The sequence below is a fragment of the Streptomyces shenzhenensis genome (genome assembly GCF_003688995.1).
Lineage (GTDB): Bacteria > Actinomycetota > Actinomycetes > Streptomycetales > Streptomycetaceae > Streptomyces > Streptomyces shenzhenensis_A.
Window position 1 is genome coordinate 57,540 of record NZ_PENI01000023.1, and the last position, 23,394, is coordinate 80,933.

Here is a 23,394-nt window from a genome sequence, read left to right on the forward strand (position 1 = left end):
CGTCACGTTGACAATCTATCGCTGATAGATGACTCTGAAAAGGAATCATTCACCGATAGATTTTGGGTGGTGGACATGACACAGAGGTCGGGAACGCGGTCCTTGCGGATCCTCATGGCCGGCGGCGGAGTCGCGGGGCAGGCGCTGGCCTTCTGGCTGACGCGGGGCGGCCACCAGGTGACCGTCGTCGAACGCTTCCCCGCGCTGCGGGCCACCGGCACCCAGGTCGACCTGCGGGGTCAGGGCATCGAGGCCGTCCGCCGCATGGGACTCCTCGACGAGGTCCGGTCCCAGCTCGTGGACGAGAAGGGCGTCGCCTTCGTCGACGCCCGCGGCAAGGCCAAAGCGACGATCATGGCCAACACCTCCGGGCAGGGCCGCCAGACACTGACGTCCGAGTACGAGATCATGCGCGGCGACCTCGTACGTATCCTCAACGATGCGACCAAGCACGACGCCGAGTACGTCTTCGGCAAGAGCGTGGACGGTTTCGAGCAGGACGAGCACAAGGTCGTCGCCCACTTCTCCGACGGGTCGTCCGGCGAGTTCGACCTCCTGGTCGGCGCGGACGGACAGGGATCACGCATCCGCCGGGCGATCCTCCCGGAGGGCTTCGACCCGTACTGGCGGGTCGGCATCCACATGGCGTACTGGTTCGTCCCGCGCATCGCCTCCGACAGCGACATCCGCGACACCTACATGGCCCCGGGCGGCCGTCAGATCATGCGCCGCAGCCACAATCCGACCGAGACCCAGGTCTACTTCGTGCTCCGCGAAGAATCCGAGGAAGCCTCGGCGATCCACCGGGAACCCGTCGAGCGCCAGCAGGAGTTCTGGGCGCGCAGGTTCCGCGACGCCGGATGGCAGACCGAGCGCTTCATCGACGGGATGAAGACCAGCCCCTTCTTCTACTCCCAGGAGATCGCCCAGGTGCGCACCGACACCTGGTCCAAGGGCCGCGTGGTCCTGGCCGGGGACGCCGCGCACTGTGCTTCCCCCTATAGCGGCATGGGAGTCTCCGGCGGCTTGGTCGGCGCCTACGTCCTGGCCGACGAGATCAACCGGCACCCGGACGATCTGCCGACCGCACTGGCGAACTACGACACCGTGCTGCGGCCCTTCGTCAACGAAATCCAGGCCGAGGTCAATCCGCGCCTCCTGCGGATCGGCATGCCGATGACCCAGCGCGCCATCGACGCCTTCCTCGCTGTCACCAGTGTGGCGACCGCCCTGCGCATCCCGGATCTGGCGGCACGCTTCTCCAAGGAGGACCGCGGCGGTGACTGGCAGCTCCCGGATCGCCCGGAACTGCGAGCCGCCTGACCGTGCCGCTCCTCGCCTCCCACCCGCACGGCACACGGCTCGGTCCGTCCGGCCCTGCTCGGGACCACGGCCGGGCACGCGTCACCCTGCCCCGTACTGCTCCTGCAGTACGACGCAGTGTCAGCATGCGGGGGACGACGAGGACGTGCCGCGCAGCAAACGATGGGGGAAGGCTCCCGCTCATGCTTTCCGAGCCGTAGCCGGAGCGCGGCCTTCGTGCCGCTGCAATGTCCCTTCCTCCCGACTGGAGCTCCTCGTCATGGCTTCATTGCTCTATCGACTTGGTCGATTGTCATTCCGGCAACGCCGCTATTTCGCCTTCGTATGGGTGGTGCTCCTGGCGGCATGTGCCCTGATGGCGGCCACGGCCCCAGAGGCCGAGGACGCTGGGTTCGCGATGCCGGGCACCGAGTCGCAGAAGGCTTTCGACCTGCTCGACGAGCGATTCCCCGGCGGGAATTCGGAGGGGGCTGATGCACGCATCGTCTTCGCGGCCCCGGACGGGCAGAAGGTGACGGCCGCCGATCACCGGGCCGTGGTGGACAAGGCCGTCGATGAGGTCGCCGCCGGCCCTCAGGTGGCAGAGGCCCAGAACCCCTTCACAGCGGACGCCGTCAGCAAGGACGGCACCACCGCATACGCGACCGTCACCTACGCCGCCCCGAGTGAAGAACTGTCCGAAGCCACGAGCAAGGCGCTCATGGATGCCGTTCAGGACGGCCGGGACGCGGGCCTGACGGTCGAGGTCGGCGGGTCGGCCGTGGACGCCGGGCCAGAACTCGGCGGCATCACCGAACTGATCGGCATCGGTGTCGCGGCGATCGTGCTGGTCATCACCTTCCGGGCCCTGGTCGCCGCTGGCCTGCCGCTGCTCACCGCACTCGTCGGGCTCGGCGCGGGCGTCTGCGCGATCATCGCCGCCGGCATGTCCACCACGACGATCACACTGGCGCTCATGCTGGGTCTGGCCGTGGGAATCGACTACGCCCTGTTCATCCTCTCCCGGTATCGCACGGAGCGGGCCGAGGGACACGACGCTGAAGAGGCCGTCGGCCGCGCCGTGGGCACAGCCGGTTCCGCCGTCGTCTTCGCCGGAGCCACCGTCGTCATCGCGCTGGCCGGACTCGCGGTCGCGGGCGTGCCGATGCTGACCGACATGGGCTTGGCCGCCGCCGGGACCGTCGTGATCGCGGTTCTGGTCGCTCTGACCTTGCTGCCCGCCCTGCTCGGCTTCTTTCCCCGGGCGGTCCTGCCCCGCGCCCACCGCACCGCACGCCACCCGGCCGCTGTCGGGGCGAAGGAGCCTGCCGGCAGCCGCTGGGCCCGCTTCGTCGTCCGCAGGCCGTTGGCTGCGCTGCTGCTCAGCGTCGTCGGCCTGGGTATCGTCGCCGTACCGGCCCTCGACCTGCAGCTCACCCTGCCCGGCGACGAGGCACAGCCCACCTCGACCACCCAGCGCCGCGCCTACGACGCACTCGCCGACGGATTCGGCCCCGGCTTCAACGGACCCCTGACCATCGTCATCGACACCCGGCAGGCCGACGACGCGAAAGCCGTGGCCGCACAGGCCCGCAAGACCCTCAGTGCCACCGACGGCATCGTCGAGGTGTCGCCCGTCATGTTCAACAAGGCCGAGGACACCGCCGTCGTCACCGCCGTGCCCAGCACCGGCCCCAGCGCCACCGCGACGAAGGATCTGGTCAAGACCATCCGCGCCGAAGCAGCCGAGCTCAAGACCGCCACCGGCGCATCCATGGTGGTCACCGGACAGACCGCGATGAACATCGACGTGTCGAACAAGGTCACTGCCGCGCTCCTGCCCTACCTCGCCGTCGTGGTGGGCCTGGCCGTCCTCTTGCTGCTGGTCGTCTTCCGCTCGATCCTCGTTCCCATCAAGGCCGCACTGGGATTCCTGCTCTCCGTCGCCGCAGCCTTCGGCGTGATCGTCGCGGTGTTCCAGTGGGGATGGCTGGCCGACCTGCTGGGAGTCGCCCAGACCGGCCCCGTGATGAGCATGATGCCGATCTTCCTGATCGGTGTGGTCTTCGGGCTGGCCATGGACTACGAGGTCTTCCTCGTGACCCGCATCCGGGAAGCCTACGTACACGGTGAAGAGCCCTCTCAGGCCGTCACCACCGGCTTCCGCCACAGCGCCCGCGTCGTGGTGGCCGCCGCCGTCATCATGATCGCCGTATTCGCCGGCTTCATCGGCATGACCGACTCCATGATCAAAATGCTCGGTCTGGGGCTGGCGTCCGCTGTCCTCTTCGACGCCTTTGTCGTCCGGATGACCATCGTGCCCGCCGCCCTCGCACTCCTGGGCCACTCGGCGTGGTGGCTCCCGCGCCGGCTCGGCAAGGTGCTGCCCGACCTGGACATCGAAGGCGAACAACTCAGCCGCCGGCTGCGGGCCGGTACCGACCTCCCGGCGCAGGCCCCGCAACGGGAGTCGGTGCACGGATGACCCACAGCGCGCCGGGCCGCCCGGCCAGCTGGGCGGCCCGGCGCGCCCCCTGGCAGAAGACAGGCCCCGGCACAGGACAAGAACACCGCCGCGGCCGGTCAAGGAGGTACGTGTGATCGACGCACTGCGGCTGTGGTCCCGCCGTCATCCCCGCCGGGTCGACATCACCCTCGCGCTCCTGCTGTGCGGCATCACCCTGGTGTCCACGGCCATGGACCAGCCTCCGCACATCCGCCAATGGCCACCATGGCCCGCGCTGGTCGTCACCCTGCTCTCGTCGGGTGCCTTCCTCGCCCACCGCCGCCTCCCGCGCCTGACCGTGGTTGCCACCACCGCGTGCGGCACCGCTCTGGGCGCCATGAGCACCACGCTGAACTACGAGTTCGGCTCCACCACCGCCTGTACCGTCATGGCCGCACTGGCCTCCCTCGCACTGCACAGCGACCAGCGCACCACCATCCGCTACACCGCCGCCTGCGCCCTCACCCTGCTCGCGGCTTCCGTCCTCTGGGCACCGGAGGGCCCCCGCATGCAGCCCGAACAGGTAGGGCTGGTCGGTTTCGTACTCCTGGCCAGCGCGGTCGCCGACTCCACGCGCAGCAGGCGCGGCTACGTCGCTGCCGTCGAAGCCCGCGCCGAACTCGCCGAACGCACCCGCGAGGACGAAGCACGCCACCGGGTCGGCGCCGAGCGGATGCGCATCGCCCGCGACCTCCACGACGTCGTCGCCCACCACATCACCCTCGCCCACGCCCAAGCCGCCACCGCCGAATACCTACTCCCCGCCAAGCTCGATCAGGCGCAGGATGCCCTGCGTCACCTCACCTCCACCTTGCTCTCCGCGCTGGAAGAACTGCGCACAACCGTGGGACTGCTGCGCCAGAGCGGCCACGAAGCCCCCCTGGAGCCTGCGCCCGGACTGGCCCAGCTCCCAGCCCTTCTCGCGTCCTTCGCACACGCCGGCCTCACCGTCGACGTCATCGACGACGGCCCCGAACAACCGCTGTCCCCCGGAGTCGACCTCACCGCCTTCCGGATCGTGCAGGAAGCCCTCACCAACGTCACCAAACACGCCGACACCACCAGGGCCTCGCTTCAACTCGCCTACACGACCCGCCTCCTGACCATCACGATCCGAGACGACGGCCCCGCACACGCAGCGGCGGACACGGTCACCGGGTACGGACTCATCGGCATGCGGGAGCGGGCCCTGGCTGTGGGAGGACGCCTCCAGGCCCGGCCGCAGGCGGTCCACGGCTTCGAGGTGATCGCCGAACTCCCCACCCATCCACCACACCGCCGGCGCCCCGCGACCGGGAGGACAGCCCATGACCATCCGGGTACTGCTCGCCGACGATCAGGCGCTCCTGACCGGTACCTTCCAGATCCTCATCAATGCCAGTGACGACATGGAAGTCGTCGGAGTCGCTGGAGACGGTACCCAAGCCGTGCAGCTGACTCGTGCCACGGCGCCGGATGTCGTGGTCATGGACATCCGGATGCCCGGCAAGGACGGTCTCGACGCCGCCGAAGAGATCACCCGGTCCGAAGCACCCGGTCGGGCCCGTGTCCTCATCCTCACCACGTTCGAGACCGACGAGTACGTGACACGGGCCCTCCGTGCCGGCGTGAGCGGCTTCCTGGGCAAAGGCGTCGCGCCCGCCGAACTCCTCAGCGCCATCCGCACCGTTGCGGCCGGAGACATGATCCTTTCTCCCTCCGCCACACACGTCGTGATCAACCGCTACCTCGCCACCCCCGGTCCACCCACCGCGGTGCCACGCATACTGGAGACACTCACACCCCGCGAGCGCGAGGTACTGGCCCAGATCGCCAACGGCCTCACCAACGACGAAATCGCCGAGACCCTTTGCATCAGCCCGCTGACAGTCCGCACCTTCGTCCAGCGCATGATGGCCAAACTCGAGGCCCGCCACCGAGCCCAGCTCATCGCGATCGCCTACCAGACCGGTTTCGTGCGCGCGCACCAGCCGCCGGCGCCCGACACCGGAACCTGACGACCTCCCCAGCGGGCGCGACGGCGCGCAGGGCGAGGTCGACGTTGGCCCCGAACTCCACATCTGCGTCGAAGGGGGCTGTGAGGCGTTCGGCGTAACTCCCGGTCATGGCAGATGCATCGATGGCCAGTGATAACGCGGACAAGCCCGAGGTAGCCAAGGTCGCTGGGCCGGTGTCGGCCAAGTCGGTGGACGACCAGTAGATCGACGAACTGGTAGGCCGGGCCCAGGCCGAGGGCCTGCAGCTGACCATCACTGACCACCTCGGCTTTGACAAACACGATTCGGTCGGTAAGAACGGTGCCAACTCCCGTAACGGCAAACGCGGCAAGACCGTCCTGACCGACGTCGGGCCGGTGGAGATCGCGGTGCCCTGTGACCGGGACGGCACCTTCGAGCCGAAGATCGTCAAGAAGCGGCAGAAACGGCTCACGGGCGTCGACGAGATGGTCATCTCCCTGGCCGCGAAGGGCCTGACCACCGGCGAGGTCCAGGCCCACCTCGCGGAGGTCTATGGAGCCGACGTCTCCCGCCGGACCATTTCCCCCATCACCCACAAAGTCCTCCAGGGCATGGCCGAATGACAGAGTCGACCCCTCCCTGGACCTGGTCTATCCGGTCGTCTTCATCGACGCCATCCACGTGTAGATCCGTGACGGTGCGGTCGCCAACCGGCCCATCTATGTCGCCCTGGCCGTCACCGCGGAGGGCCGGCGCTGAATCCTGGGGCTGTGGGCCGGCGACGGCGGCGAGGGCGCCAAGCACGGGCTGCACATCCTCACCACCCAGATCCGCCGCATCGTCTGCACGATCAACGCGATCGAGTCGGTGAACGCCCGCATCCGCCGGGCGGTCAAGGCCCGCGGCCCCTTCCCCAACGAGCAAGCCGCCCTGAAATGCGTCTACATGGCGATCATGTCCCTCGCCCCCACCGGCAAGCGCCAGGCCCGCCGGACCATGCGCTGGAAGACCGCACTGAACGCCTTCGGCATCACCTTCGACGGCCGCTCGGCCGCGGACAGGGTGAGACCCGGCAGGGTCCGCGCCGCCCAGGGGCGAGCCGGACCGGTGCGGGAACCTCGAACCGTCGTACCGGTGGGTGAGCGGATCCCCGGGCGCCAGCCGGACAGGGGGCGACGGTCAGCCGGCCGGAAGTCTCACCACGCCGTCCATGAGGCGCCGCGCCGTCTGCGGCTGGGCGGCCCTGCGGACCTTCGGGGTGGTGCCGTCCACGTCGGCCTCGACGTCTAGGGCTCCGGCCGGATGCCGGACCCGGAACAGTCCGCCGGACACCGCCCGGGTGGCTGCCTCATTGGGCACGGAGCCGGGAAGACGGGCGGCGACCGCGGTGCAGACGGCGCCGGTCACCCAGTAGGCGCGCAACGGCTACCGCCCACGCGAGTGGGACACCAGGGCCGGGACCGAGCCTGTTGCGTTTTGGGTGGGGCAAACCCCCGGATCAGGTCGAAACCGTACACCACTTCCCTGGACGCAACCCTTGGCTCTGGTCGATGCCCAACTGCCGCTGTACGGAGGTGCGGTCGACCTGATCTTGCGACCGACGGCAGTCGTCCCCTGGCGGGTCGGCACGTCCTGCGCGCCGTCTGGCGCTCCTGTTCGTGAGGCACCCGAGCGGTGGCGCGCCCGGCGACGGGGGCGGTCATAAGGTCCTCGGGATGTCGTCGGAAACGGATGACACCGACTATCGGGACTGCGATGGCCCCCTCGTCCTCCGCCCCACGACCGGTTGTGACAGATGTTTCGGTGCGGTAACTTCACTGTAGAACGTCGCTCTAGAGGGATGCTCTACAGCTTCGCGAGGAAGGTGCATCGATGACGACACTCGACCAAGCTCCGTCCGTCCTGTGGAAGGCCTTCGACGTGCTCGACGCCTTCAGTCACGGTCATCGCGTGCTCACGCTCAGCCAGATCGCGCGGCGTAGCGGCCTGCCTAAATCAACAGTCCACCGCCTGCTGTTGATGCTGATGAGGGTGCAGGCCGTCGAGCAGGTGCCCGGTGGCTATACGGTGGGGCTTCGGATGTTCTCGGTCGGGTCGATGTCGGCGGAGATGGCGCTGCGTGAGCTCGCGCTTCCGCGTCTGGAGAAACTGCGTGGGATGACACGGCAGACGGTGCACCTGGCGGTGCTGCGGGACGAGGAGTCGGTCTACCTGGAGAAGTTGCCGAGTCTGGTCTCACCGCATACTCCGGCGCTGGTCGGTGGCCGTCTGCCCGCCCATCGGACCGGAGTGGGGAAGGTGCTGCTCGCGTTCGGTGACGGCCGCAGCCGGATCGATTCCGCGCTCGCTGCCCGTCTGGACAGCGTCCGGCGCGACGGCTTCGCGACCGACAGGGAGGAAGCGACTCCCGGCTTGGCGTGCGTAGCCGTCCCGATCCTCGTGGGGAATCGCGCGGTGGCCGCGGTCTCTGTCGCCTTCGCCGCCAAAGAGGGAGATGGTCGGGTGTTCCTCAACCCGCTGCGCGAGACCGCGGTTGCGATCTCGCGGACGGCAGCCGTCGTTCCGTCGCTGACGTCATGACCCGCAGACGTACGGCAGGCGTCCAGACCGGCGGGGCTGAGACGCGTGAGGCGATCCTGTCGGCGGCGGAACGCCTGATGATCGCCGAAGGGTACGAAAGGGCGTCGATAGCGCGGACCTGCCGTGAGTCCGGCTATCCGGTCGGTTCGCTCTATTACCACTTCGGCAGCAAGGCCGCGTTGCTCGCCGCGGTGTACCAGCGCTTTGAGAAGCGGTTCTTCGACAACCTGACCCAGGCCGTGCAGAGCGCGCGTACGGCCGAGGAAGGGCTGATGACCTTCTGGAACGGGACCGTCCAAGCGGTCCTGGACGACTACCCCTACTTCACCCTCAACCTCGAACTGCTGCGCATCAGCCACGAGGATCCCGAGATCGCCGCCATCATGAAGGCCGACACGCAGGCCTTCGAGCAGCACATCGCCGCGGCGCTCGCCACGTTCGCGTCGGCGGCCGGGATGCCGGACGCCGACGACCGCGCGGACCGGATGGCGCGGGTCACCACGACCTACAGCCGGGCCGCGATCATGATCGCGGGAGATGATCAGGATCTCTACCTGCGTCACATGGCGGACTTCTATCCAGTCCTGCAACAGATGATCGCCGGGTCCGGCTGACCCTGGTCGCCCTACGCCGTGCCGAGCCTTCGCACGGGCACGGCCGGATCGGCCAAGTCCACCGCGCTGACCAGTGCGTGGCGTTCGATCAGCGGCTTCGTCGCGCGCAACTCCCTGGGCCGGTCGAGGCCGGCGGAGGCCACGAGCCGGCCCTCGCGCAGCCAGAACGCCAGAAAGTCCTCGCCCGACGAGGCCGGGCGCATGACGAGTTGGTCGCCGGCCGAGCGGCGACCGTACATCTGCAGGCGCTTTCCGTACTGGTCGGACCAGAAGTACGGGACCGCAGTATTGACCGTTTCAAGGCCGGCCATGTTGGCCCCGACCACGGTGCCGTGACGTTGGGCGACGTCCCAGTGCTCGATGCGCTGACGGCGGCCGGTGTAGGGGCTGACATAGTTCGACACATCACCCGCTGCCCAGATCCACGGGCTGCTGGTCCGTCCGTGGGCGTCGGTGACTACGCCGGCCCGGGTGTAGACGCCGGCTTCGCCGGCCAGCCGATCGTTGGGGACTACACCGCATCCGACCAGCACCGTCGAGGCCTCCCAGCGCGTCCCGTCGTCGAGCAGCACCTCCTCGACCTCGGTGCCGCCGTGGAACCGCGCAGCGGTCCGGCCGGTGAGGAAACGCACGCCTTCGCGGGTGTGCATCTGCTGGAGGATCTGGGCGAGTTCGGTTCCCAGGACTCCGGCCAGGGGCATCGGCAACGCCTCCACGACGGTGACGTCGAGCCCTCTGCGGCGGGCGACGGCCGCGGCCTCCAGGCCGATGAACCCGCCACCGATAATCATCAGGTGGCCTCCGGCGTCGAGGCGCTGCGACATGGCGCGGGCGTCATGGATGTCACGGAGGGTGAGGATGTTGCCGAGATCCTCACCGGGGATGTCGAGCCGACGGGGGGATACCCCGGTCGCCAGCAGGACGGCGGCGGCGAGGAGGTCGTCACCGGTGTCCAGGACCACCCGGTGGTGCTGCTCATCGAGCTTCACCACTTGGGCGCCGAGGATCAGGTCGATCCCGTGCTGGGCATAGGAGCTGGCCGGGACGATCGGACGTGGGGCCGCCAGATCCTCGAATGTCTTGGACAGGGGCGGCCGTTCGTAGGGCTCGTCCGTGCCGGCGTCGATGATGCTGATGCGGCCCTGGAACCCCGAGGCACGCATCGACAGGGCCGCCGCCACGCCGGCCGCGCTGCCGCCGATGACGACGTGCTGGAGGGTGCTGTTCATGCGTGCGCTGCCTTCATCCGTTGAAGCGGGGCAAGATCCCGAAGCTGCTGACGTCGAACACCGAACCGGTCACGGTGACGGACTGGGCCTTGGCGGCCAGGAGCACGTAGGCGCCGACGTAGTCCTCCGGCTGGGGGGCGATGCGCAGGGCCGAGCCCTGCGCCATGAGGTCGTTGATCGGGATGACCTCGCCGATCGCGGTGTCGGACAGGCCCAGTGCCGCCGGGCCCCGCAGATCGGTGTCCATTCCGCCCGGCGCCACGCCGTTGACCCGTACCTCGGGTGCCAGCTCGTAGGCCAACTGCTTGACCAGCCCGACACCTGCGTGTTTGGAGGCCACGTACAGGGGGCCGCCCCCACCGGGATAGAACGCGGCGTTGGACAGCGTGAGCACGACCGAGCCGCGGGATGCCCGCAGCGCGGGCAGCGCTGCCTTGACACCGAGGACATAGCCCTTGACGTTGACGCCGAACAATTCGTCGAAGCCGGAGGCGAGTTGCTCGGCAGGTGTGTCGGGCAGGGAGCGATTGAAGTCCCACAGGCCGGCGTTGCCGATGAAGGTGTCGAGCTTGCCGAACGCCTCGACGGCCCGGGCGCAGGCGCGGTCGTTGTCGGCGGTGCTCCGGACGTCCCCGGCGACGGTCTCGACCGTGTCGCCGAGCTTGTCCTTGAGATCGTGCAGTTTGTCCTCGGACTTGTCGAAGGCGACCACTTGGGCGCCCTCTTCGACGAACCGGCGTACGATGGCACGTCCGAGACCGGATCCGGCGCCGGTGACGACGACGGAGTTGTCCTCGAGCCAGCTCATGCGGTCTCCTCCTTGATCAGATACGTGGTGGGGAGCGCGACGTAGACGGCGCCGTCGACGACGGTGACGGGGTGAACGGCCACCGGGGCGGTGGCCGGCGGGCGCAGGGGTGCGCCGGTGCGTAGGTCGAACTTCGCCAGATGCAGCGTGCATTCGACGGTGCCGTCCTCCACCCATCCCTCGGCGAGGGAGTAGGTGTCGTGGGTGCAGGTGTCGTCGAGGCAGAAGAACCTGTCGTCCTGGGTGAACACCGCGGCCGGCGGGAGAGTGCCGAGCTTCAGCCCTTCGTCGTCGGGCACCGCTCCCGCGGAACAGGCCCGCCACCACGTGCGGCCTTCGATCTCCTCCAGCAGCGGCGCGACATCGTCGATGATGATGGCGTTCACAGCAGGATCGACAGGCTGGGCATGAGCAGGGTCGTCTGCTCCAGAACGATCCTGCGGTCGGCGACGACGTACGGGTATCCCGTGGCGTCCAGGTCCACAGGCCGCAGCACGTCGAAACGCTCGCCCACGCACCAGTCCTCATGCCGTTCCAGACGGCTGCGGTAGACGTAGAAGTTCGACGTGACCGCCAGTTCGCCGTCCTCGCGCGGCGTGATCCGCACGTTGGTGATCAGGCGGCGGGTGCGCGACGGCGGTTCCTCGGACCAAGCGACGCCCGAGGTGAGACGGCGGACGCGGCCCTTGAGGTACTGCAGATCGTCGTCGATGTAGGCGGACTGATGCACGTCGGAGATCTCGCGGTCGCGTTCGCGGTGGGTGCGGGTCATCCGGGTGGGCGCCCAGTAGTGCACGTCGTCGGCGAACAGCTCGATCCACTCGACGTAGCGGTGCTCGTCCAGCAACTGCGCCTCGGCGTACAGGAACTGCTCGACGGCGTGCTGGGTGAGCACGTCGGTTCGGCGGTACGCCGAACCCGCACCGGCGTCGGGCTGGTCCCGCTGGGCGCCGCCGGAGTGTTCGATCATCGCGGTCACGCTTCCTGAACCTCCTGGTGAAGGGCCTCCTTGGCCTGGCGGGCAGCGTCGAGCTCGGCGATGTCCGACCAGGACAGCCCGGCCATGAGGTCGCTCCATCGCTGATAGAAGCCCCGGGCCGCGCTCTCGCTGAGGGCGTCGCTGGTTCTGCCGGGCAGCCCGTGGACGTCGCGCTCGTCGTGCCCGAGGCCCATCTGGGCGTTGAAGGTGTTGTTGCGGGCCTTCCACCCGCGGAGCACCTGCTGGATCTCCGTCCAGTTCTCGCCGTCGTCGGTCTCGAAGGAGCCGGCGGGGCTGAAGGTCCGCTGGGTCATACGCCGGTAAGCGGCCTTGACCTCGTCGGGTGCGTCCTTGGGGACGTAGGTCCATGCCCAGACCTCGATCTGGCCCGGCCCGCGCGGGTGCCAGACTCGCATGGTGGCGGGACCGGCCAGCCACGAGAAGTTCGGGAAGATCGTGTTGTGCCCGGCCACCTTGAGGAGCTGCTGCTCGCTGACATTGCGGAGCGCCTCGTCGGCGTTCGCCGTGACCCACTCGCTGAGTGCGGGACTGTTGTACATCGACTCGGAGAAGCCGATCGAGTCCGCCCAGAAGCTCCCCGAGCCGTGACCGTTGCCGCCGAACTGGCGGCCCGGCATCAGTGTCTGGTGACTCGTCCCGGCCCAGAACGCGGGGTCCTCGTGGAGGGCGATCAGCGCGGAGGCGTGGGAGACCTCGGCGTGGTACATGTCGCTCGCGAACTGCTCGCTGGCGAACTTCCAGTTGCAGTCGATGACCCACTTCGAGGTTCCCTCGACGAGCTCCACGCCGTTGTCCCAGCGGCCGAAGACGGCGTCGAAGTAGTAGGCCATATCGCCGAGGTAGTCCTCGAACTCCGGGACGTCGGCCGACCAGGTGCCGAAGTAGAACCCTTTGTACTCGGCGATCCGCGGGACCTTGAGAGCGCCCCACTTGCTCTTGTCGATCTCGTTGCGGTAGGCCCGCTCCTCCTGCGGGACGTTGACGAGGTTGCCCTCCAGGTCGTAGGCCCAGCCGTGATAGCTGCACGTGAAGGTCCTGCTGGTGCCCTGGTCGCTGCGGCAGATGCGCATCCCGCGGTGGCGGCACTGGTTGAGGAACGCCTTGACCGACCCGTCCTTCTGCCGGACCACCAGGACGGGGTCCTCGCCCATGTACGTCTGGATGAAGTCGCCGCGCTTGGGCACCTGCGACCCGTGGGCCAGGAACAGCCAGCTGCGGCCGAAGACCTGCTCCAGTTCCTGCTCGTAGACGCCCTGGTCGGTGAAGACCAGAGGGTTGATGTAACCGCGGTCGGCGTCGACCAGTTCGTTGACCGGCGGCGTCATCACGCCTCACCTCCGGCCATGGCCGCCAGGGAGTCCATGTTGAACTGGTGGCCCCAGATGCTGCCCGCGTCATGGCGGCCGACCTTCCACGTCGCGTCGTCGACGAGCAGGCCGTCGTAGCCGTACTCGATCGCGAAGCCCGACGGGGTGACGACATAGAAGGAGGTCATCCGGTCGTTGGTGTGCTCGCCGAGGCTCATCTGCACCGGGTAGGAGCTCTTCTGGACGATGTCCAGGGCCCGTCCCACCTGGTCCAGCGTGCCGACCTCGATCATCAGGTGTCCGATCCCGGCGGGCACGCCGGTGAAGGTCCCGAAGGCCGCGGTGTGGTGGCGGGGGTTGCAGTGCAGGAAGTAGGCCTCGTTGTCGCCCATGGCAACCGTGTCGGACAGACGGAACCCGAGTACGTCCTGGTAGAAGGCAGAGGACTGCTGCGCGTCAGACGCGAACAGGAAGACGTGGCCCAGGCCGAGGTCGCCGCACACGAAGCTGACGCCGCGCGGCGACACGAACGGCTCGTTGCTGAGCTCGTGACCGACGTGCGCCTCGATCAGGAAGCCGTCGTTGTCCCTGAACGTGATCAGGCGCTGGACGCGGCGGGCGCGGGCCAGCTCGTGGTTCTCGTCGACCTTGATCCCCCGGTCGGTCAAGGTGGTGGCGAGCTCGTCGAGGGCCTGGAGGGTCGCGACGTCGAACCCGATCGCCAGCAGCGAGTCCGGCCCGGCCTGCCCGTCCTCGACCACGAGCCGGAACGCGCGCTCGTCGGTGCGGAACATCAAGGTCGAGTCGTCGGGTCCGGCGACCAGCTGCGCACCGAGCACGCTGGTGCCGAATTCCTTCCACTGGTCCAGCGGACCACGGACCACCAGATAGCCGAGGGATTCGATCTTGCTCATGGTTCTCCTTGGGGAGGCTCTGCGGCGCACTCGCCGGTGCCGAGGAGTATGTGCCGCCGGGCACGTCCTGCCGCTGTGGCGTTCCGGCGGCCGGAACGGATCCTCGGCGTGGGCCCGGAAGACGACGGTGTGCGGCGTCACGGCGCCAAGGCCGGTGTCCCAGTGCCGGGGCGGGAGCCGGGCAGGCGACGAATCCAGGGTTCCGGTGTCCGGAACACCTTCGGGCCGCCCCGCCCGGATGGCCGTAGAAGAAGGACATGACTGATACCAACGCCGTTCAGGTCGCTGCCGGATTCGTCGACGTCCCGAATTTCCGAGTTCACTACGTCGAGGCCGGCACCGGGCACCCGGTCGTGCTGCTGCACGGCAGCGGGCCGGGAGCCACGGGAACGACCAACTTCGCCCCGAACATCGGGCCTTTGGCGGAGAAGTTCCGCGTGATCGCGGTCGACATGCCCGGGTGGGGTGAGAGCGACACCCAGACCGAGGAGACCGGCCGCGACCATGTACGGGTTCTGGTCGATCTGCTGGACAAGCTCGGGATCGACAAGGCGGCCCTGGTCGGGAACTCGATGGGCGGGACGACCGCCGTATCGACCGCGATCCTGCACCCAGACCGGGTCTCGCACCTGATCACCATGGGCACGCCGGCGCCGTTGCAGGGGGCGTTCTCCCCGAGCGGCCTCACCGAGGGCCTCAAGATCCTCATGCACGCCTACCGGGAACCGACGCCGGAGAACATGAAGCGGCTGGTCCAGGTCATGTGCTTCGATCAGCAGGTAGCCACGGACGAGCTCGCCCAGGCACGGTCGGCCGCCGCGCTGGCACGCCCCGAGCACCTGGACAGCTGGAACTCCCAGTTCGACGGACCGCCCAGGATTCCCCCGTACTTCGAGCTCGCCGGGCGGATGGGCGCCATCATCGCCCCCTCGCTGATCATCCACGGGCGCGACGACCGGGTCGTCCACTACGAGAACAGCCTGCACCTGGTGACTCGGATCCCCGACAGCCGCATGGTGCTGTTCAACCGCTGCGGCCACTGGGCCCAGATCGAGCACGCCACCGAGTTCAACCGGCTGGTCTCCGGCTTCGTCGTCGGCCAGTGACCCGCCGAACGCCTGGATGAGCAGGCAGGGGAGGTGGTCATGCCGTGCTGAAGAGCGGCGGTTCGTCCGACCTGCTGAGGCATGCCGATCCGCTCCTACGATGGGCATACGGACGGTGATCAGCCAGATGACCAAGGCCCCCGATTCTCACCCCGGCCCCGACCCCGACCTCGGCCCGGGCCAACGGCCAGGCGGCCTGGCCGGGGTTCATCCCGTCGTCCGCACCCACGGCTCCCGAGTCGGCGCAGTCGACGGCACCCACCAGCTCTCATCAGGAAGCGTACGAGGGACCCCATTGTCATCGCCCACCGACCAGCAGACCGCGCGCCCCACCGTCACCGTCCCACCCAAGATCATCGCCAAGGCGCTGGCGTCCTTCCCGCTCTACTTCGTGATCATGTTCAGCCTCTGTTACGTCAGCGCCTTCCATGCGCCCCACCCCAACGATCTGCGGCTCGTGCTGGCAGGTCCCGCCGCGACCACCGAACCGATCGCACAAGCACTGGACACCGCCAGTCCCGGTGCCTTCGACATCACCACCGTGGTCGACGCCGGTGAGGCCCGCACTCAGGTCGAAAACCGCCAGGCGGCGGGCGCGGTCATCATCGGCCGGGACGTGACGGTCCTCGTCGCCGGCGGTGGCGGAGCATCGCTCAAGGCGGCGGTGACCGAGGCCGGCTCGGCGATCGCCACCCAGGCGAAACTCTCCATGGCCACCGATGACGTCAGCCCGCTTCCCCGCACCGACACCACGGGCACGGGGATCTTCTACTTCTTGATCATTTGCAGTATGGCCGGTTATCTCACCAGCACGATCCTCACCCAGGCCGCAGCGCACCTGCGGCTGCGGACGAAATACGCCGTCATCGCCGGCGCGTCCGCGGTGGGGCCGGTGATCGCCTTCGCGATCGCCTCGTACTTCCTGGGCACCTATGGCTTGGGCCTGGGCGGAATGGCGCAGGTGCTCGGGGTCGCCGCGGCCTATACCTTCCTGTGCGGCACCATCGGGATCCTGAGCCAGCAACTCCTCGGCGCGAACGCCATGATGCTCGTCATGGCCCTCGTGGTCTTCCTGAACTTCCCCAGTGCCGGCGGAGCGGTGCCGGCGAGCATGCTGCCTGACTTTTGGCAGTTCATCCACTTTGTCTGGTTCGGATCCGGAACCCTGGAGACGCTCCGGTCCATCGTGTACTTCGAAGGACACGGCGTGGCCCGTTGGCTGCTGCAACTCGGCATCTGGGTCGTCCTCGCTGCCGCCCTCTCGGCCGTCCTCGGACGGCGGAGCGCACGTGCCCCCAGGGATCCGGCCGCTCGGCAGGAGCCGGTCGTCGACAGCGGTGTCCCCGTCGTCTGAGCACATCTGGCTGCAAGGCCGTAGGCGACCCTGCAACGGAAGTGCAAGTGGCTGCCCGAGACGGTGACCAGTCGCCTCGGCGCACTTGATCGCTCCTGCCTCGTCGGGGCGATGATGCGGCAGGCACTCCACCTTCAGCAGTACCGCGGTCAGTCGGCCGAGGTGATCCAGTGGGACCAGGCCGAGGAGTGGTTTGAACTGTCGGGCGCCATGCATCCGGTCCTGCTTCGCGCAGGCGGTCTTTTCGGGCCTGTCCCCGCTGGTCATCGAGGATGTGGTCGACGAGGGTGTGCGGATCGTGGTGCGGGCACGGACTGGGCGGGACACTGCGGTCTGCCCGGCGTGCGGGGCTCCGTCGCAACGCGTTCACGGCTATCACTGGCGGACAATCGCGGACGTGCCGGTCGATGAACGACGGGTGGTGGTCCGTGTGCGGGTGCGGCGTCTGGTGTGTCCCACCCGCGGCTGTCGCCACACCTTCCGCGAACAGGTGCCCGGTGTGCTGGGCCGGTACCAGCGACGTACGACCCGCCTGACCAGGCAAGTCAAGGCCGTGGTCAAGGAGTTGGCGGGCCGGGCCGGGGCACGTCTGCCGGCGATATTGGCAATGAGCCTGTCGCGTCACACAGCCCTGCGCGCCCTGCTGCGGATCCCGTTGCCCACGGGGCGGATGTCCCGTGTGATCGGCGTCGACGACTTCGCACTGCGTCGGCGGCACCGCTGCTGACACTCTGGAGGCGTGGCTGCGCGAGCATCCGGGCGTCGAGATCGTATGCCGTGACGGCTCGGCGACCTACGCTGAGCCATCCGTCGTGCCCTGCCTGACGCGGTGCAGGTCGCGGACCGGTGGCATGCGTGGCACAACCTGTGCGAAGCCGTCCTGAGCGAGGTCAAGGCGCACAGCACCTGTTGGGCCACCGTGCTGGACGCACCCATCTACGACGGGCCCCGCGCCCAGACCACCCTGGAACGCTGGCACCAGGTCCACGGCCTGCTCGACCAGGGCGTCGGCCTGCTCGAATGTGCCCGCCGCCTCCAACTGGCCCTGAACACCGTCAAACGCTACCCACGCGCCGACCGGCCCGAGCGCGTGCTCCGCGTCCCCAAGTACCGCGTCGGCCTCGTCGACCCTTACCGCGAGCACCTGCGCAAACGCCTGGCCGGGGACCCCGGGGTCCCCGTCAAGCACCTCTTCGAAGAGATCAAAGCCCTCGGCTTCACGGGCTGCCTGAACCCCCTGGCACAAGTACATCAACCAGGGCCGTGCGGACGCCGACCGCAGCCATATCTCCCCGCGCAGGCTCGCCAGGATGCTGCTGACCAGACCCGACAACCTCAAGGCCGAGCAACACCAGCTCCTGGCGAAGATCACCATTGCCTGCCCTGAAATGACCCAACTGGCAGCCAGCATCAGGGACGTCGCCCCGCTCCTTACGCCGCACGCCGACAACGCCGGCCGTGACGCGCCGCGCCCCCGTGTCCGCCCGAGCCGCGATCCGGTGGTCAGCCCAGGTGGCCCACCCGGAACGTGGTCGTGTACTCCCGCTCCTCACCGGGGGACAGAAACGTCATGGACCCGTCCTCCCGGGCCGCGGCCTCGCCCTGCACATGGTGCGTGGACGGTTCGAAGCCGACCGCGTAGGCACCCTCGCGCAGGTGCAGCCACTGGAAGAAGGACGGGAACTGGGCTGTGTCGAACTCCAACTCGAAGTAGACGCCGAGGCGTTCGTTGACCAGGCGGGGCCGGACCAGGCCCGCCGCGTCGGGCTCCAGTTCGTGCTCGTAGACCTGCTCGACGAAGCCCGGCAGCGGGGCGGGCATCTCGGTGTGGGACACACCCTGCTCGGCGACGCTGCTGCTGCGCCACAGGGTGCGGTGCGGCGGCAACTCGTAGCGCGCGCCCTCGTCGAGGAAGGGCCAGCCGACGTTGACGTGGTACAGGTACATGTGCGGTGTCGGGTCGAAGCCGGCGTTGCGCACCCGGTCGATCAGGCGGATCTCGCTGCCGCCGAGGTCGGCCTCGATGCGGCGGGTGAGCCGCAGGTGCTCCCCGAAGATCGCGGCCTGGCGCACCTCGCCCTCCGCCCAGAGCACGCAGCGGCCGTCGTCCTGCCACCGCTCGCCGTACCCGGTGAGCCGGGCCGGCAGGTTGGCGACCCGCCCGTGGAGGGCGTGCACGGCCGTGCGCCGCGGCGGATAGCGGTACTGCGAGGCGTCCACCTCGGCGCCGAAGAGCGTGTGGTCCAGGCCCGCGGTGAGCAGCAGCCCCGAGAAGCTGCGCATCATGGACAGGCCGTCGTCGTCGCGGTACTCGTGCAGTCCGGGGTGCCTGAAGCCCGTCGCCGAGCGCCAGCCGAAGCCCCGGCCCTCGAACTCGGCCCCGCCGAGGTCCATGGCCCGGTCCACGAGCACGTCGAACGACAGTCCGGCACCGGTCCGGAACTCCAGCGTGCGGACGCCGCGTTCGGAGCCGTCGTCCAGGACGACGGACCGCACCCCGCCCGCCGCGCTCAGGTCGCCCGCGTGCCGGGCGAGGGACTGTTGGTCGTGGGAACGTCCGTACAGCTTCACGCCATCACCCACCCTCCGTTGACCTCGACGCACTGACCCGTGACGAACGAGGCGTCGGGGCCGGTGAGGAAGGACACCACCGAGGCCAGTTCCTCCGGCCGCCCGCGCCGCTTCAGGGCCTGGTGGTCGAGCACGTGGTGCCGGTAGGCCTCGGGGTCCTCGTGGATGTTCTCGGCCGCGGTCGGAAAGGCTCCGGGGGAGACGCAGTTGACGCGGATCTCGGCGGGACCCAGTTCCCGGGCGAGGGCGCGGGTCAGGGCGACGGCGGCACCCTTGGTGGAGATGTAGGCGGCCAGTGAGTCCCAGCCGCCGTGCAGGGTGATCGACGCGACGTTGACGATCGCCCCGCCGCCCCCGTCCGTCATGTGCCGCGCGGCGGCCTGGGCGGCGACCCAGTACGCACGCTGGTTGACCGCCACGACCTCCTCGTACTCGGCGAGCGGTACGTCGAGGAAGGCCCGGCTCGGGTACACGGCCGCGTTGTTGACCAGCACGCGCAGCGCGCCCAGTTCGGTCACCGTCCGTCCGACGGCCTCCTCGATCGCCTGCGCGTCGCGCAGGTCGGTGGTGAGCGCGAGCACGCGCGCGCCGGTCTTCTCCACCAGCGCGGCGGTGCTCTCCAGGGACTCGGTGTCGCGGTCGAGTACGGCGACGTCGTGTCCGTCGGTGGCCAGCCGGACGGCGGTGGCCCGGCCGAGGGCGCCGCCGGCACCGGTCACGAGTGCGGCTCGGGGTTGCTTCATGACGTTCCTCTCAGCGCTTGCGGAAGACGGGGCTGCGCTTCTCGGTGAACGCGCGGCGGCCCTCCGCGGCGTCCTCGGTGGCGAAGCAGATGGTCTGCAGGTCGCGCTCGTAGGCGAGCGCCTGGTCCTCGGGCAGGTTCCCGGCGGCGCGCAGGTTGATCTTCGCGGTCTCGGCCGCCACGGGGGCGCGGGAGGCGATCACGGCGGCGAGGGTGCGGGCCCGGTCGAGCAGCCCGGCGCGGGGCACGACCTCGCTCACCAGGTGCCAGTCCAGTGCCCTGTTCGCCTCGATGCGTTCGCCGGTGAGCAGCATCAGCGCCGCGTTGCTCGGCCCGGCCGCGCGGCTGAGGAAGGCGGCCATGCCACCGCCTCCGATCCAGCCGAGCGTGATCTCCGGGGCCCCGAAGGACGCCGTGTCCGCGGCGAGCCGGATGTCGCAGGACAGCGCGGTTTCGAGTCCTCCGCCCAGTGCGTAGCCGCCGACCGCGGCGACGGTGGGAGTGCGGGCGGTGCGGATGGCGTCGCAGTAGTCGACGCGGTTGCGGAAGTCCCACGGGGTGGCGTACTGGTCGAGTGCGCCAATGTCCGAGCCGACGCTGAAGGAGCGCTCTCCGGCGCCGGTGACGACCACGGCCCGGACGTCGTCCGTGGCGTCGCACCACTCGATCGCCCGCACCAACGCACGGGACATCTCGGGGGTGACGGCGTTGAGTTTGGCGGGCCGGTTCAGGGTCAGGGTGGCGACGCGGTCCGAGACGTCCAGCAGGACGTGCTCAGTGCCGAGTTCGGGCGGCTCGAGGGGGCCGGTGTCGGTCATGACTGTCGTTCCTTGGGGGTCCGGCTCGTCCGGTACAGGGTGCGTATCCGGGCGAGTGCTTCACGGTGGTCGGTCTCGCCGGCGAGCGCGGCGCGCACGGTGGCCGACGCGGCGGTCTGGAAGCCGATGTAGCCGGCGTGCCGGGGGCGCACCCAGGCCTGCTCGCAGGTGGCGGCGGTGCGTCGGTAGAAGTCGGCGGCGACGGTTTCGGGGGAGGTCCAGGCGGTGCGGGCGCTTGGCTGTCCGCTGTGCCGAGGCAGGAAGTTGCCCTGTGCCGCGGGGGACATCAGCCAGCGCACGTGGGCGAGGAGTTCGGGGGACGGCGTGCAGCGGGCGCTGAGCGCGATTCCCGTGCCGCCGAGCGTGGAGCCCGGGCGCCCGCCCGCCGTCACGCTGGGGGCGTCGGTGAAGGTCAGGCGGTCGGCGTAGGTGACGTAGCCGTACACCAGCGGGCAGTGTGCCAGCCGGTCCGTGGCGGCCATGAGTTCCAGCAACCCGATCGGGTTGAGTGTGCGGGTTTCGGGTGGGGCGAGGGCATCGAGGGCGGCCATCAGGTCGAGGACCGCGAGCCCCGTGTCGTCGCCGATCAGCTCGTCGGGGTCGGTGGCCGGCTCCTCTCCCATGGCGACTGCGACGGAGGCGAAGGTGAGGAAGGCGTGCGGCCCGGCGAGGGACAGGGCCACGGGGGCCCGGTGGGCCAGGCCGCGGACCTCGTCCCAGCTGCGGGGCGCCGCGCCGACGAGGTCGGTCCGGGTGGCCGCGACCTGGGTGGCGGCGTCCAGCGGCAGCGCCCACTGACGGCCGTCCATGGCGTACGACCGCATGGTGGGGCCGATGGAGGCGGCGCCCCAGCGGGCCAGTTCCTCCGGGGTGAACAGGTCGTCGAGCGGCCGCAGGCACCTGGTGTGCAGAGCCTCGCCGAGGTGGGGGTGGTCGAGGACGACGAGGTCGTAGCGGGCGCACAACTCGTCGATCGGGTGGGACTCGAAGCCCTCCAGCGGCTGTACGTCCCAGTGGACGAGGCCACCCGCGGAGGCGGCGAGGGCGTCGTACCCGCGGGGGTGGTCCCATGTCAGTCCGGTGTACGCGGGTCCGGTGTGCGTCGGTCGGGTCTGCGTCATGAGGTCGTCTCCGCCACGGCGCCGGTGGCGAGCAGTTCCTCGATCTCCTCTTCCGCGAGGCCCGCTTCGGTCAGTACCTCGCGGGTGTGCTCCCCGACGAGCGGGGCGCCGCGGTCGATGCGGGGCGGGGTGGCGGAGAACTTGTAGGGGAAGCCGGGCACGGTCACGCGGCCCTCGGTCGGATGGTCGTAGGTGACGAAGGTGCCGTTGTGGCGGATCTGCGGGTCCTGGACCAGGTCGGCGTAGCCGTAGACGGGGCCTGCCCAGATGCCGGCGGCGGCGAAGGCGTCGAGCCAGTGCCGCGAGGACCGGGTCAGCAGCCGGGCGGCGGTTCGGGCGAAGATCTCGTCGCGGTGTGTCCAGCCGTGCTCCTCGTCCTCCATGGACCGGAAGGTGTCCTCGCCGAGGATCTCGCCGAGCTTTTTCAACGGGGGGAAGGCGAGGACGAGATAGCCGTCGGAGGTCTGGAAGGCGCCGTAGGGCGAGCGGATGTAGACGTGGGCGTGCGGCTCGGCGGAGCGGGTCTGGGACAGCCCGCCGACGGTGTGGACCGAGAGTTCCTGCATCTGGAGGGTGGTGACGGCGTCGAGCATGTTCACCGTCACCAGCTGGCCCTCGCCGGTGCGTTCGCGGTGCAGCAGCGCGGCGAGCACACCCTCGAACGCGGTGGAGGCGGTGACGGCGTCGACGAGGTACTGGCCCGCCGCCCGCGGTGCCTCGCCCGAGCGGCCGCTGGACAGCATGGCCCCCGACATCGCCTGGAGCAGCAGGTCCTGGCCCGGGCGCTGGGCGTAGGGGCCGTCCTCGCCGTACCCGGAGATGGAGACGTAGACGAGGGAGGGGTTGATCGCGGCCAGGGAGGCGTAGTCGACGCCGAGCCGGTCGGCGACGCCTGGCCGGTAGTTCTGGAGGAAGACATCGGCGCCCGCGACGAGGCGGCGCAGGACCTCCTTGCCCGCCGGGTCCTTGAGGTCGACGGCGAGGGATCTCTTGTTGCGGTTCAGGGAGAGGAAGGAGACGTTGATTCGGTTGCCCGCCGCCCCGCCGGCCGCGGCGTGGCGCTGCCACTCCCCGGTGACCGGTTCGACCTTGACGACGTCGGCGCCGAGGTCGCCGAGGCGCTGGGCGGCGAACGGGCCGGCCATGGCGATGGAACAGTCGAGGACCCGGTACCCGGCCAGGACGCCGGGTTTGTCGCGCGAGGTCATGGGGCTCCTTGGAGGCGGCGGGCGGCACCGGCGCGGACGGGGGCGCCGGTCGAGGCGGGAGGGGACCGGAGGAGAGGACGTGCGGGCCGTCGTGCGACGCCGCCGCGTCCGTGTGCGTGGCAATCACCGCCCAGACCCTGTTGTTAGCGCTATCGGCAGCGCTAACATGCACGCTAGGCGGGCGTCGCTCGCAGTGTCAACGCCCCTGCCCGGACTGCATCGCCCCCTCCTGGAGGAGGCCGGGGCATCCACGAAA

Annotated in this window: 20 protein-coding genes and 2 pseudogenes; 10 read left to right on the top strand and 12 right to left on the bottom strand. The window is 69.4% G+C overall.

Features of this window, described 5'->3' with window-relative positions; all coding sequences use genetic code 11:
• Positions 1-75 precede the first annotated feature (75 nt).
• The 5 genes and pseudogenes from CTZ28_RS29985 to CTZ28_RS30005 form a co-directional block, all read left to right on the top strand.
• Positions 76-1,323 carry an FAD-dependent monooxygenase gene (locus tag CTZ28_RS29985; RefSeq protein WP_121892849.1) on the top strand — a complete coding sequence of 416 codons (1,248 nt, stop codon included), beginning with the start codon at positions 76-78 and terminating at the stop codon, positions 1,321-1,323.
• A gap of 259 nt (positions 1,324-1,582) precedes the next feature.
• A complete protein-coding gene (locus tag CTZ28_RS29990; protein ID WP_121892850.1) occupies positions 1,583-3,787 on the top strand; it encodes an MMPL family transporter in 2,205 nt (734 codons plus the stop codon).
• A gap of 112 nt (positions 3,788-3,899) precedes the next feature.
• Positions 3,900-5,192: a sensor histidine kinase gene (locus CTZ28_RS29995; RefSeq protein ID WP_259471878.1), complete on the top strand. Its 1,293-nt coding sequence runs from the start codon at positions 3,900-3,902 to the stop codon at positions 5,190-5,192.
• Entirely contained in the window at positions 5,116-5,805 is a 690-nt protein-coding gene (locus CTZ28_RS30000; protein WP_121892851.1) for a response regulator, read from the top strand. The genes CTZ28_RS29995 and CTZ28_RS30000 overlap by 77 nt, the downstream gene beginning before the upstream one ends.
• A 203-nt stretch (positions 5,806-6,008) precedes the next feature.
• Positions 6,009-6,822 (top strand): annotated as a pseudogene (locus CTZ28_RS30005) (IS256 family transposase); the annotation flags it as partial.
• A gap of 123 nt (positions 6,823-6,945) precedes the next feature.
• On the opposite strand, the gene CTZ28_RS30010 reads toward CTZ28_RS30005, so the two are convergent.
• On the bottom strand, positions 6,946-7,188 hold the full coding sequence (locus CTZ28_RS30010) for a PrpF domain-containing protein (RefSeq protein ID WP_121892852.1): 243 nt from the start codon (positions 7,186-7,188) through the stop codon (positions 6,946-6,948).
• Positions 7,189-7,638: 450 nt separating this feature from the next.
• On the opposite strand from CTZ28_RS30010, the gene CTZ28_RS30015 reads away from it, so the two are divergent.
• Both CTZ28_RS30015 and CTZ28_RS30020 read left to right on the top strand, forming a co-directional pair.
• Positions 7,639-8,346 carry an IclR family transcriptional regulator gene (locus tag CTZ28_RS30015; protein ID WP_121892853.1) on the top strand — a complete coding sequence of 236 codons (708 nt, stop codon included), beginning with the start codon at positions 7,639-7,641 and terminating at the stop codon, positions 8,344-8,346.
• Positions 8,343-8,960 carry a TetR/AcrR family transcriptional regulator gene (locus tag CTZ28_RS30020; protein WP_121892854.1) on the top strand — a complete coding sequence of 206 codons (618 nt, stop codon included), beginning with the start codon at positions 8,343-8,345 and terminating at the stop codon, positions 8,958-8,960. The genes CTZ28_RS30015 and CTZ28_RS30020 overlap by 4 nt, the downstream gene beginning before the upstream one ends.
• Positions 8,961-8,971: 11 nt before the next feature.
• On the opposite strand, the gene CTZ28_RS30025 is transcribed toward CTZ28_RS30020, so the two are convergent.
• From CTZ28_RS30025 to CTZ28_RS30050, 6 genes are read right to left on the bottom strand one after another with little or no spacing between them, the layout of a single operon-like run.
• Positions 8,972-10,189, bottom strand: a complete 1,218-nt coding sequence (locus CTZ28_RS30025) for an NAD(P)/FAD-dependent oxidoreductase (RefSeq protein ID WP_121892855.1) — start codon at positions 10,187-10,189, stop codon at positions 8,972-8,974.
• A 13-nt stretch (positions 10,190-10,202) separates the two neighbouring features.
• Positions 10,203-10,997 carry a 3-(cis-5,6-dihydroxycyclohexa-1,3-dien-1-yl)propanoate dehydrogenase gene (gene hcaB, locus CTZ28_RS30030; RefSeq protein ID WP_121892856.1) on the bottom strand — a complete coding sequence of 265 codons (795 nt, stop codon included), beginning with the start codon at positions 10,995-10,997 and terminating at the stop codon, positions 10,203-10,205.
• Positions 10,994-11,383: a non-heme iron oxygenase ferredoxin subunit gene (locus tag CTZ28_RS30035; RefSeq protein WP_121892857.1), complete on the bottom strand. Its 390-nt coding sequence runs from the start codon at positions 11,381-11,383 to the stop codon at positions 10,994-10,996. Before CTZ28_RS30035 ends, hcaB begins: the two co-directional genes overlap by 4 nt.
• The gene (locus CTZ28_RS30040; protein WP_121892938.1) at positions 11,380-11,967 is read right to left on the bottom strand and encodes an aromatic-ring-hydroxylating dioxygenase subunit beta; all 588 of its coding nucleotides are present in this window, start codon (positions 11,965-11,967) and stop codon (positions 11,380-11,382) included. The genes CTZ28_RS30035 and CTZ28_RS30040 overlap by 4 nt, the downstream gene beginning before the upstream one ends.
• Before the next feature lie 5 nt (positions 11,968-11,972).
• On the bottom strand, positions 11,973-13,322 hold the full coding sequence (locus CTZ28_RS30045) for an aromatic ring-hydroxylating dioxygenase subunit alpha (protein WP_121892858.1): 1,350 nt from the start codon (positions 13,320-13,322) through the stop codon (positions 11,973-11,975).
• Entirely contained in the window at positions 13,322-14,218 is an 897-nt protein-coding gene (locus CTZ28_RS30050) for a VOC family protein (RefSeq protein WP_183154657.1), read from the bottom strand. The genes CTZ28_RS30045 and CTZ28_RS30050 overlap by 1 nt, the downstream gene beginning before the upstream one ends.
• A gap of 257 nt (positions 14,219-14,475) precedes the next feature.
• On the opposite strand from CTZ28_RS30050, the gene CTZ28_RS30055 reads away from it, so the two are divergent.
• The 3 genes and pseudogenes from CTZ28_RS30055 to CTZ28_RS30065 all read left to right on the top strand — a co-directional run.
• Entirely contained in the window at positions 14,476-15,324 is an 849-nt protein-coding gene (locus CTZ28_RS30055; RefSeq protein ID WP_121892859.1) for an alpha/beta fold hydrolase, read from the top strand.
• Positions 15,325-15,619: 295 nt separating this feature from the next.
• Positions 15,620-16,678: an ABC transporter permease gene (locus CTZ28_RS30060; RefSeq protein WP_121892860.1), complete on the top strand. Its 1,059-nt coding sequence runs from the start codon at positions 15,620-15,622 to the stop codon at positions 16,676-16,678.
• A 214-nt stretch (positions 16,679-16,892) separates the two neighbouring features.
• Positions 16,893-18,129 (top strand): annotated as a pseudogene (locus CTZ28_RS30065) (transposase family protein); the annotation flags it as partial.
• Between the two features lie 52 nt (positions 18,130-18,181).
• Here CTZ28_RS30065 and CTZ28_RS30070 read toward each other — a convergent pair.
• Genes CTZ28_RS30070 through CTZ28_RS30090 form a run of 5 tightly spaced genes read right to left on the bottom strand, consistent with a single transcriptional unit; the run spans position 18,182 to position 23,138 of the window.
• Complete coding sequence (locus CTZ28_RS30070; RefSeq protein WP_121892861.1) at positions 18,182-19,249, bottom strand: aldose 1-epimerase family protein; 1,068 nt, start codon at positions 19,247-19,249, stop codon at positions 18,182-18,184.
• On the bottom strand, positions 19,246-19,992 hold the full coding sequence (locus tag CTZ28_RS30075) for an SDR family NAD(P)-dependent oxidoreductase (RefSeq protein ID WP_121892862.1): 747 nt from the start codon (positions 19,990-19,992) through the stop codon (positions 19,246-19,248). Before CTZ28_RS30075 ends, CTZ28_RS30070 begins: the two co-directional genes overlap by 4 nt.
• Positions 19,993-20,002: 10 nt before the next feature.
• The gene (locus CTZ28_RS30080; RefSeq protein ID WP_121892863.1) at positions 20,003-20,809 is read right to left on the bottom strand and encodes an enoyl-CoA hydratase/isomerase family protein; all 807 of its coding nucleotides are present in this window, start codon (positions 20,807-20,809) and stop codon (positions 20,003-20,005) included.
• A complete protein-coding gene (locus CTZ28_RS30085) occupies positions 20,806-21,930 on the bottom strand; it encodes a type 2 periplasmic-binding domain-containing protein (protein ID WP_121892864.1) in 1,125 nt (374 codons plus the stop codon). Before CTZ28_RS30085 ends, CTZ28_RS30080 begins: the two co-directional genes overlap by 4 nt.
• Positions 21,927-23,138, bottom strand: a complete 1,212-nt coding sequence (locus CTZ28_RS30090; RefSeq protein ID WP_121892865.1) for a CaiB/BaiF CoA transferase family protein — start codon at positions 23,136-23,138, stop codon at positions 21,927-21,929. Before CTZ28_RS30090 ends, CTZ28_RS30085 begins: the two co-directional genes overlap by 4 nt.
• Positions 23,139-23,394: the final 256 nt, after the last annotated feature.

Bases quoted from the DNA above. Each gene is read 5' to 3' on its own strand.
- CTZ28_RS30085 (WP_121892864.1), bottom strand. From the start codon at position 21,930: ATGACGCAGACCCGACCGACGCACACCGGACCCGCGTACACCGGACTG.
- CTZ28_RS30050 (WP_183154657.1), bottom strand. From the start codon at position 14,218: ATGAGCAAGATCGAATCCCTCGGCTATCTGGTGGTCCGTGGTCCGCTG.
- CTZ28_RS30025 (WP_121892855.1), bottom strand. From the start codon at position 10,189: ATGAACAGCACCCTCCAGCACGTCGTCATCGGCGGCAGCGCGGCCGGC.
- CTZ28_RS30055 (WP_121892859.1), top strand. From the start codon at position 14,476: ATGACTGATACCAACGCCGTTCAGGTCGCTGCCGGATTCGTCGACGTC.
- CTZ28_RS29990 (WP_121892850.1), top strand. From the start codon at position 1,583: ATGGCTTCATTGCTCTATCGACTTGGTCGATTGTCATTCCGGCAACGC.
- CTZ28_RS30040 (WP_121892938.1), bottom strand. From the start codon at position 11,967: ATGATCGAACACTCCGGCGGCGCCCAGCGGGACCAGCCCGACGCCGGT.
- CTZ28_RS30075 (WP_121892862.1), bottom strand. From the start codon at position 19,992: ATGAAGCAACCCCGAGCCGCACTCGTGACCGGTGCCGGCGGCGCCCTC.
- CTZ28_RS30015 (WP_121892853.1), top strand. From the start codon at position 7,639: ATGACGACACTCGACCAAGCTCCGTCCGTCCTGTGGAAGGCCTTCGAC.
- hcaB (WP_121892856.1), bottom strand. From the start codon at position 10,997: ATGAGCTGGCTCGAGGACAACTCCGTCGTCGTCACCGGCGCCGGATCC.
- CTZ28_RS30080 (WP_121892863.1), bottom strand. From the start codon at position 20,809: ATGACCGACACCGGCCCCCTCGAGCCGCCCGAACTCGGCACTGAGCAC.
- CTZ28_RS30000 (WP_121892851.1), top strand. From the start codon at position 5,116: ATGACCATCCGGGTACTGCTCGCCGACGATCAGGCGCTCCTGACCGGT.
- CTZ28_RS30045 (WP_121892858.1), bottom strand. From the start codon at position 13,322: ATGACGCCGCCGGTCAACGAACTGGTCGACGCCGACCGCGGTTACATC.
- CTZ28_RS30090 (WP_121892865.1), bottom strand. From the start codon at position 23,138: ATGACCTCGCGCGACAAACCCGGCGTCCTGGCCGGGTACCGGGTCCTC.
- CTZ28_RS29985 (WP_121892849.1), top strand. From the start codon at position 76: ATGACACAGAGGTCGGGAACGCGGTCCTTGCGGATCCTCATGGCCGGC.
- CTZ28_RS30020 (WP_121892854.1), top strand. From the start codon at position 8,343: ATGACCCGCAGACGTACGGCAGGCGTCCAGACCGGCGGGGCTGAGACG.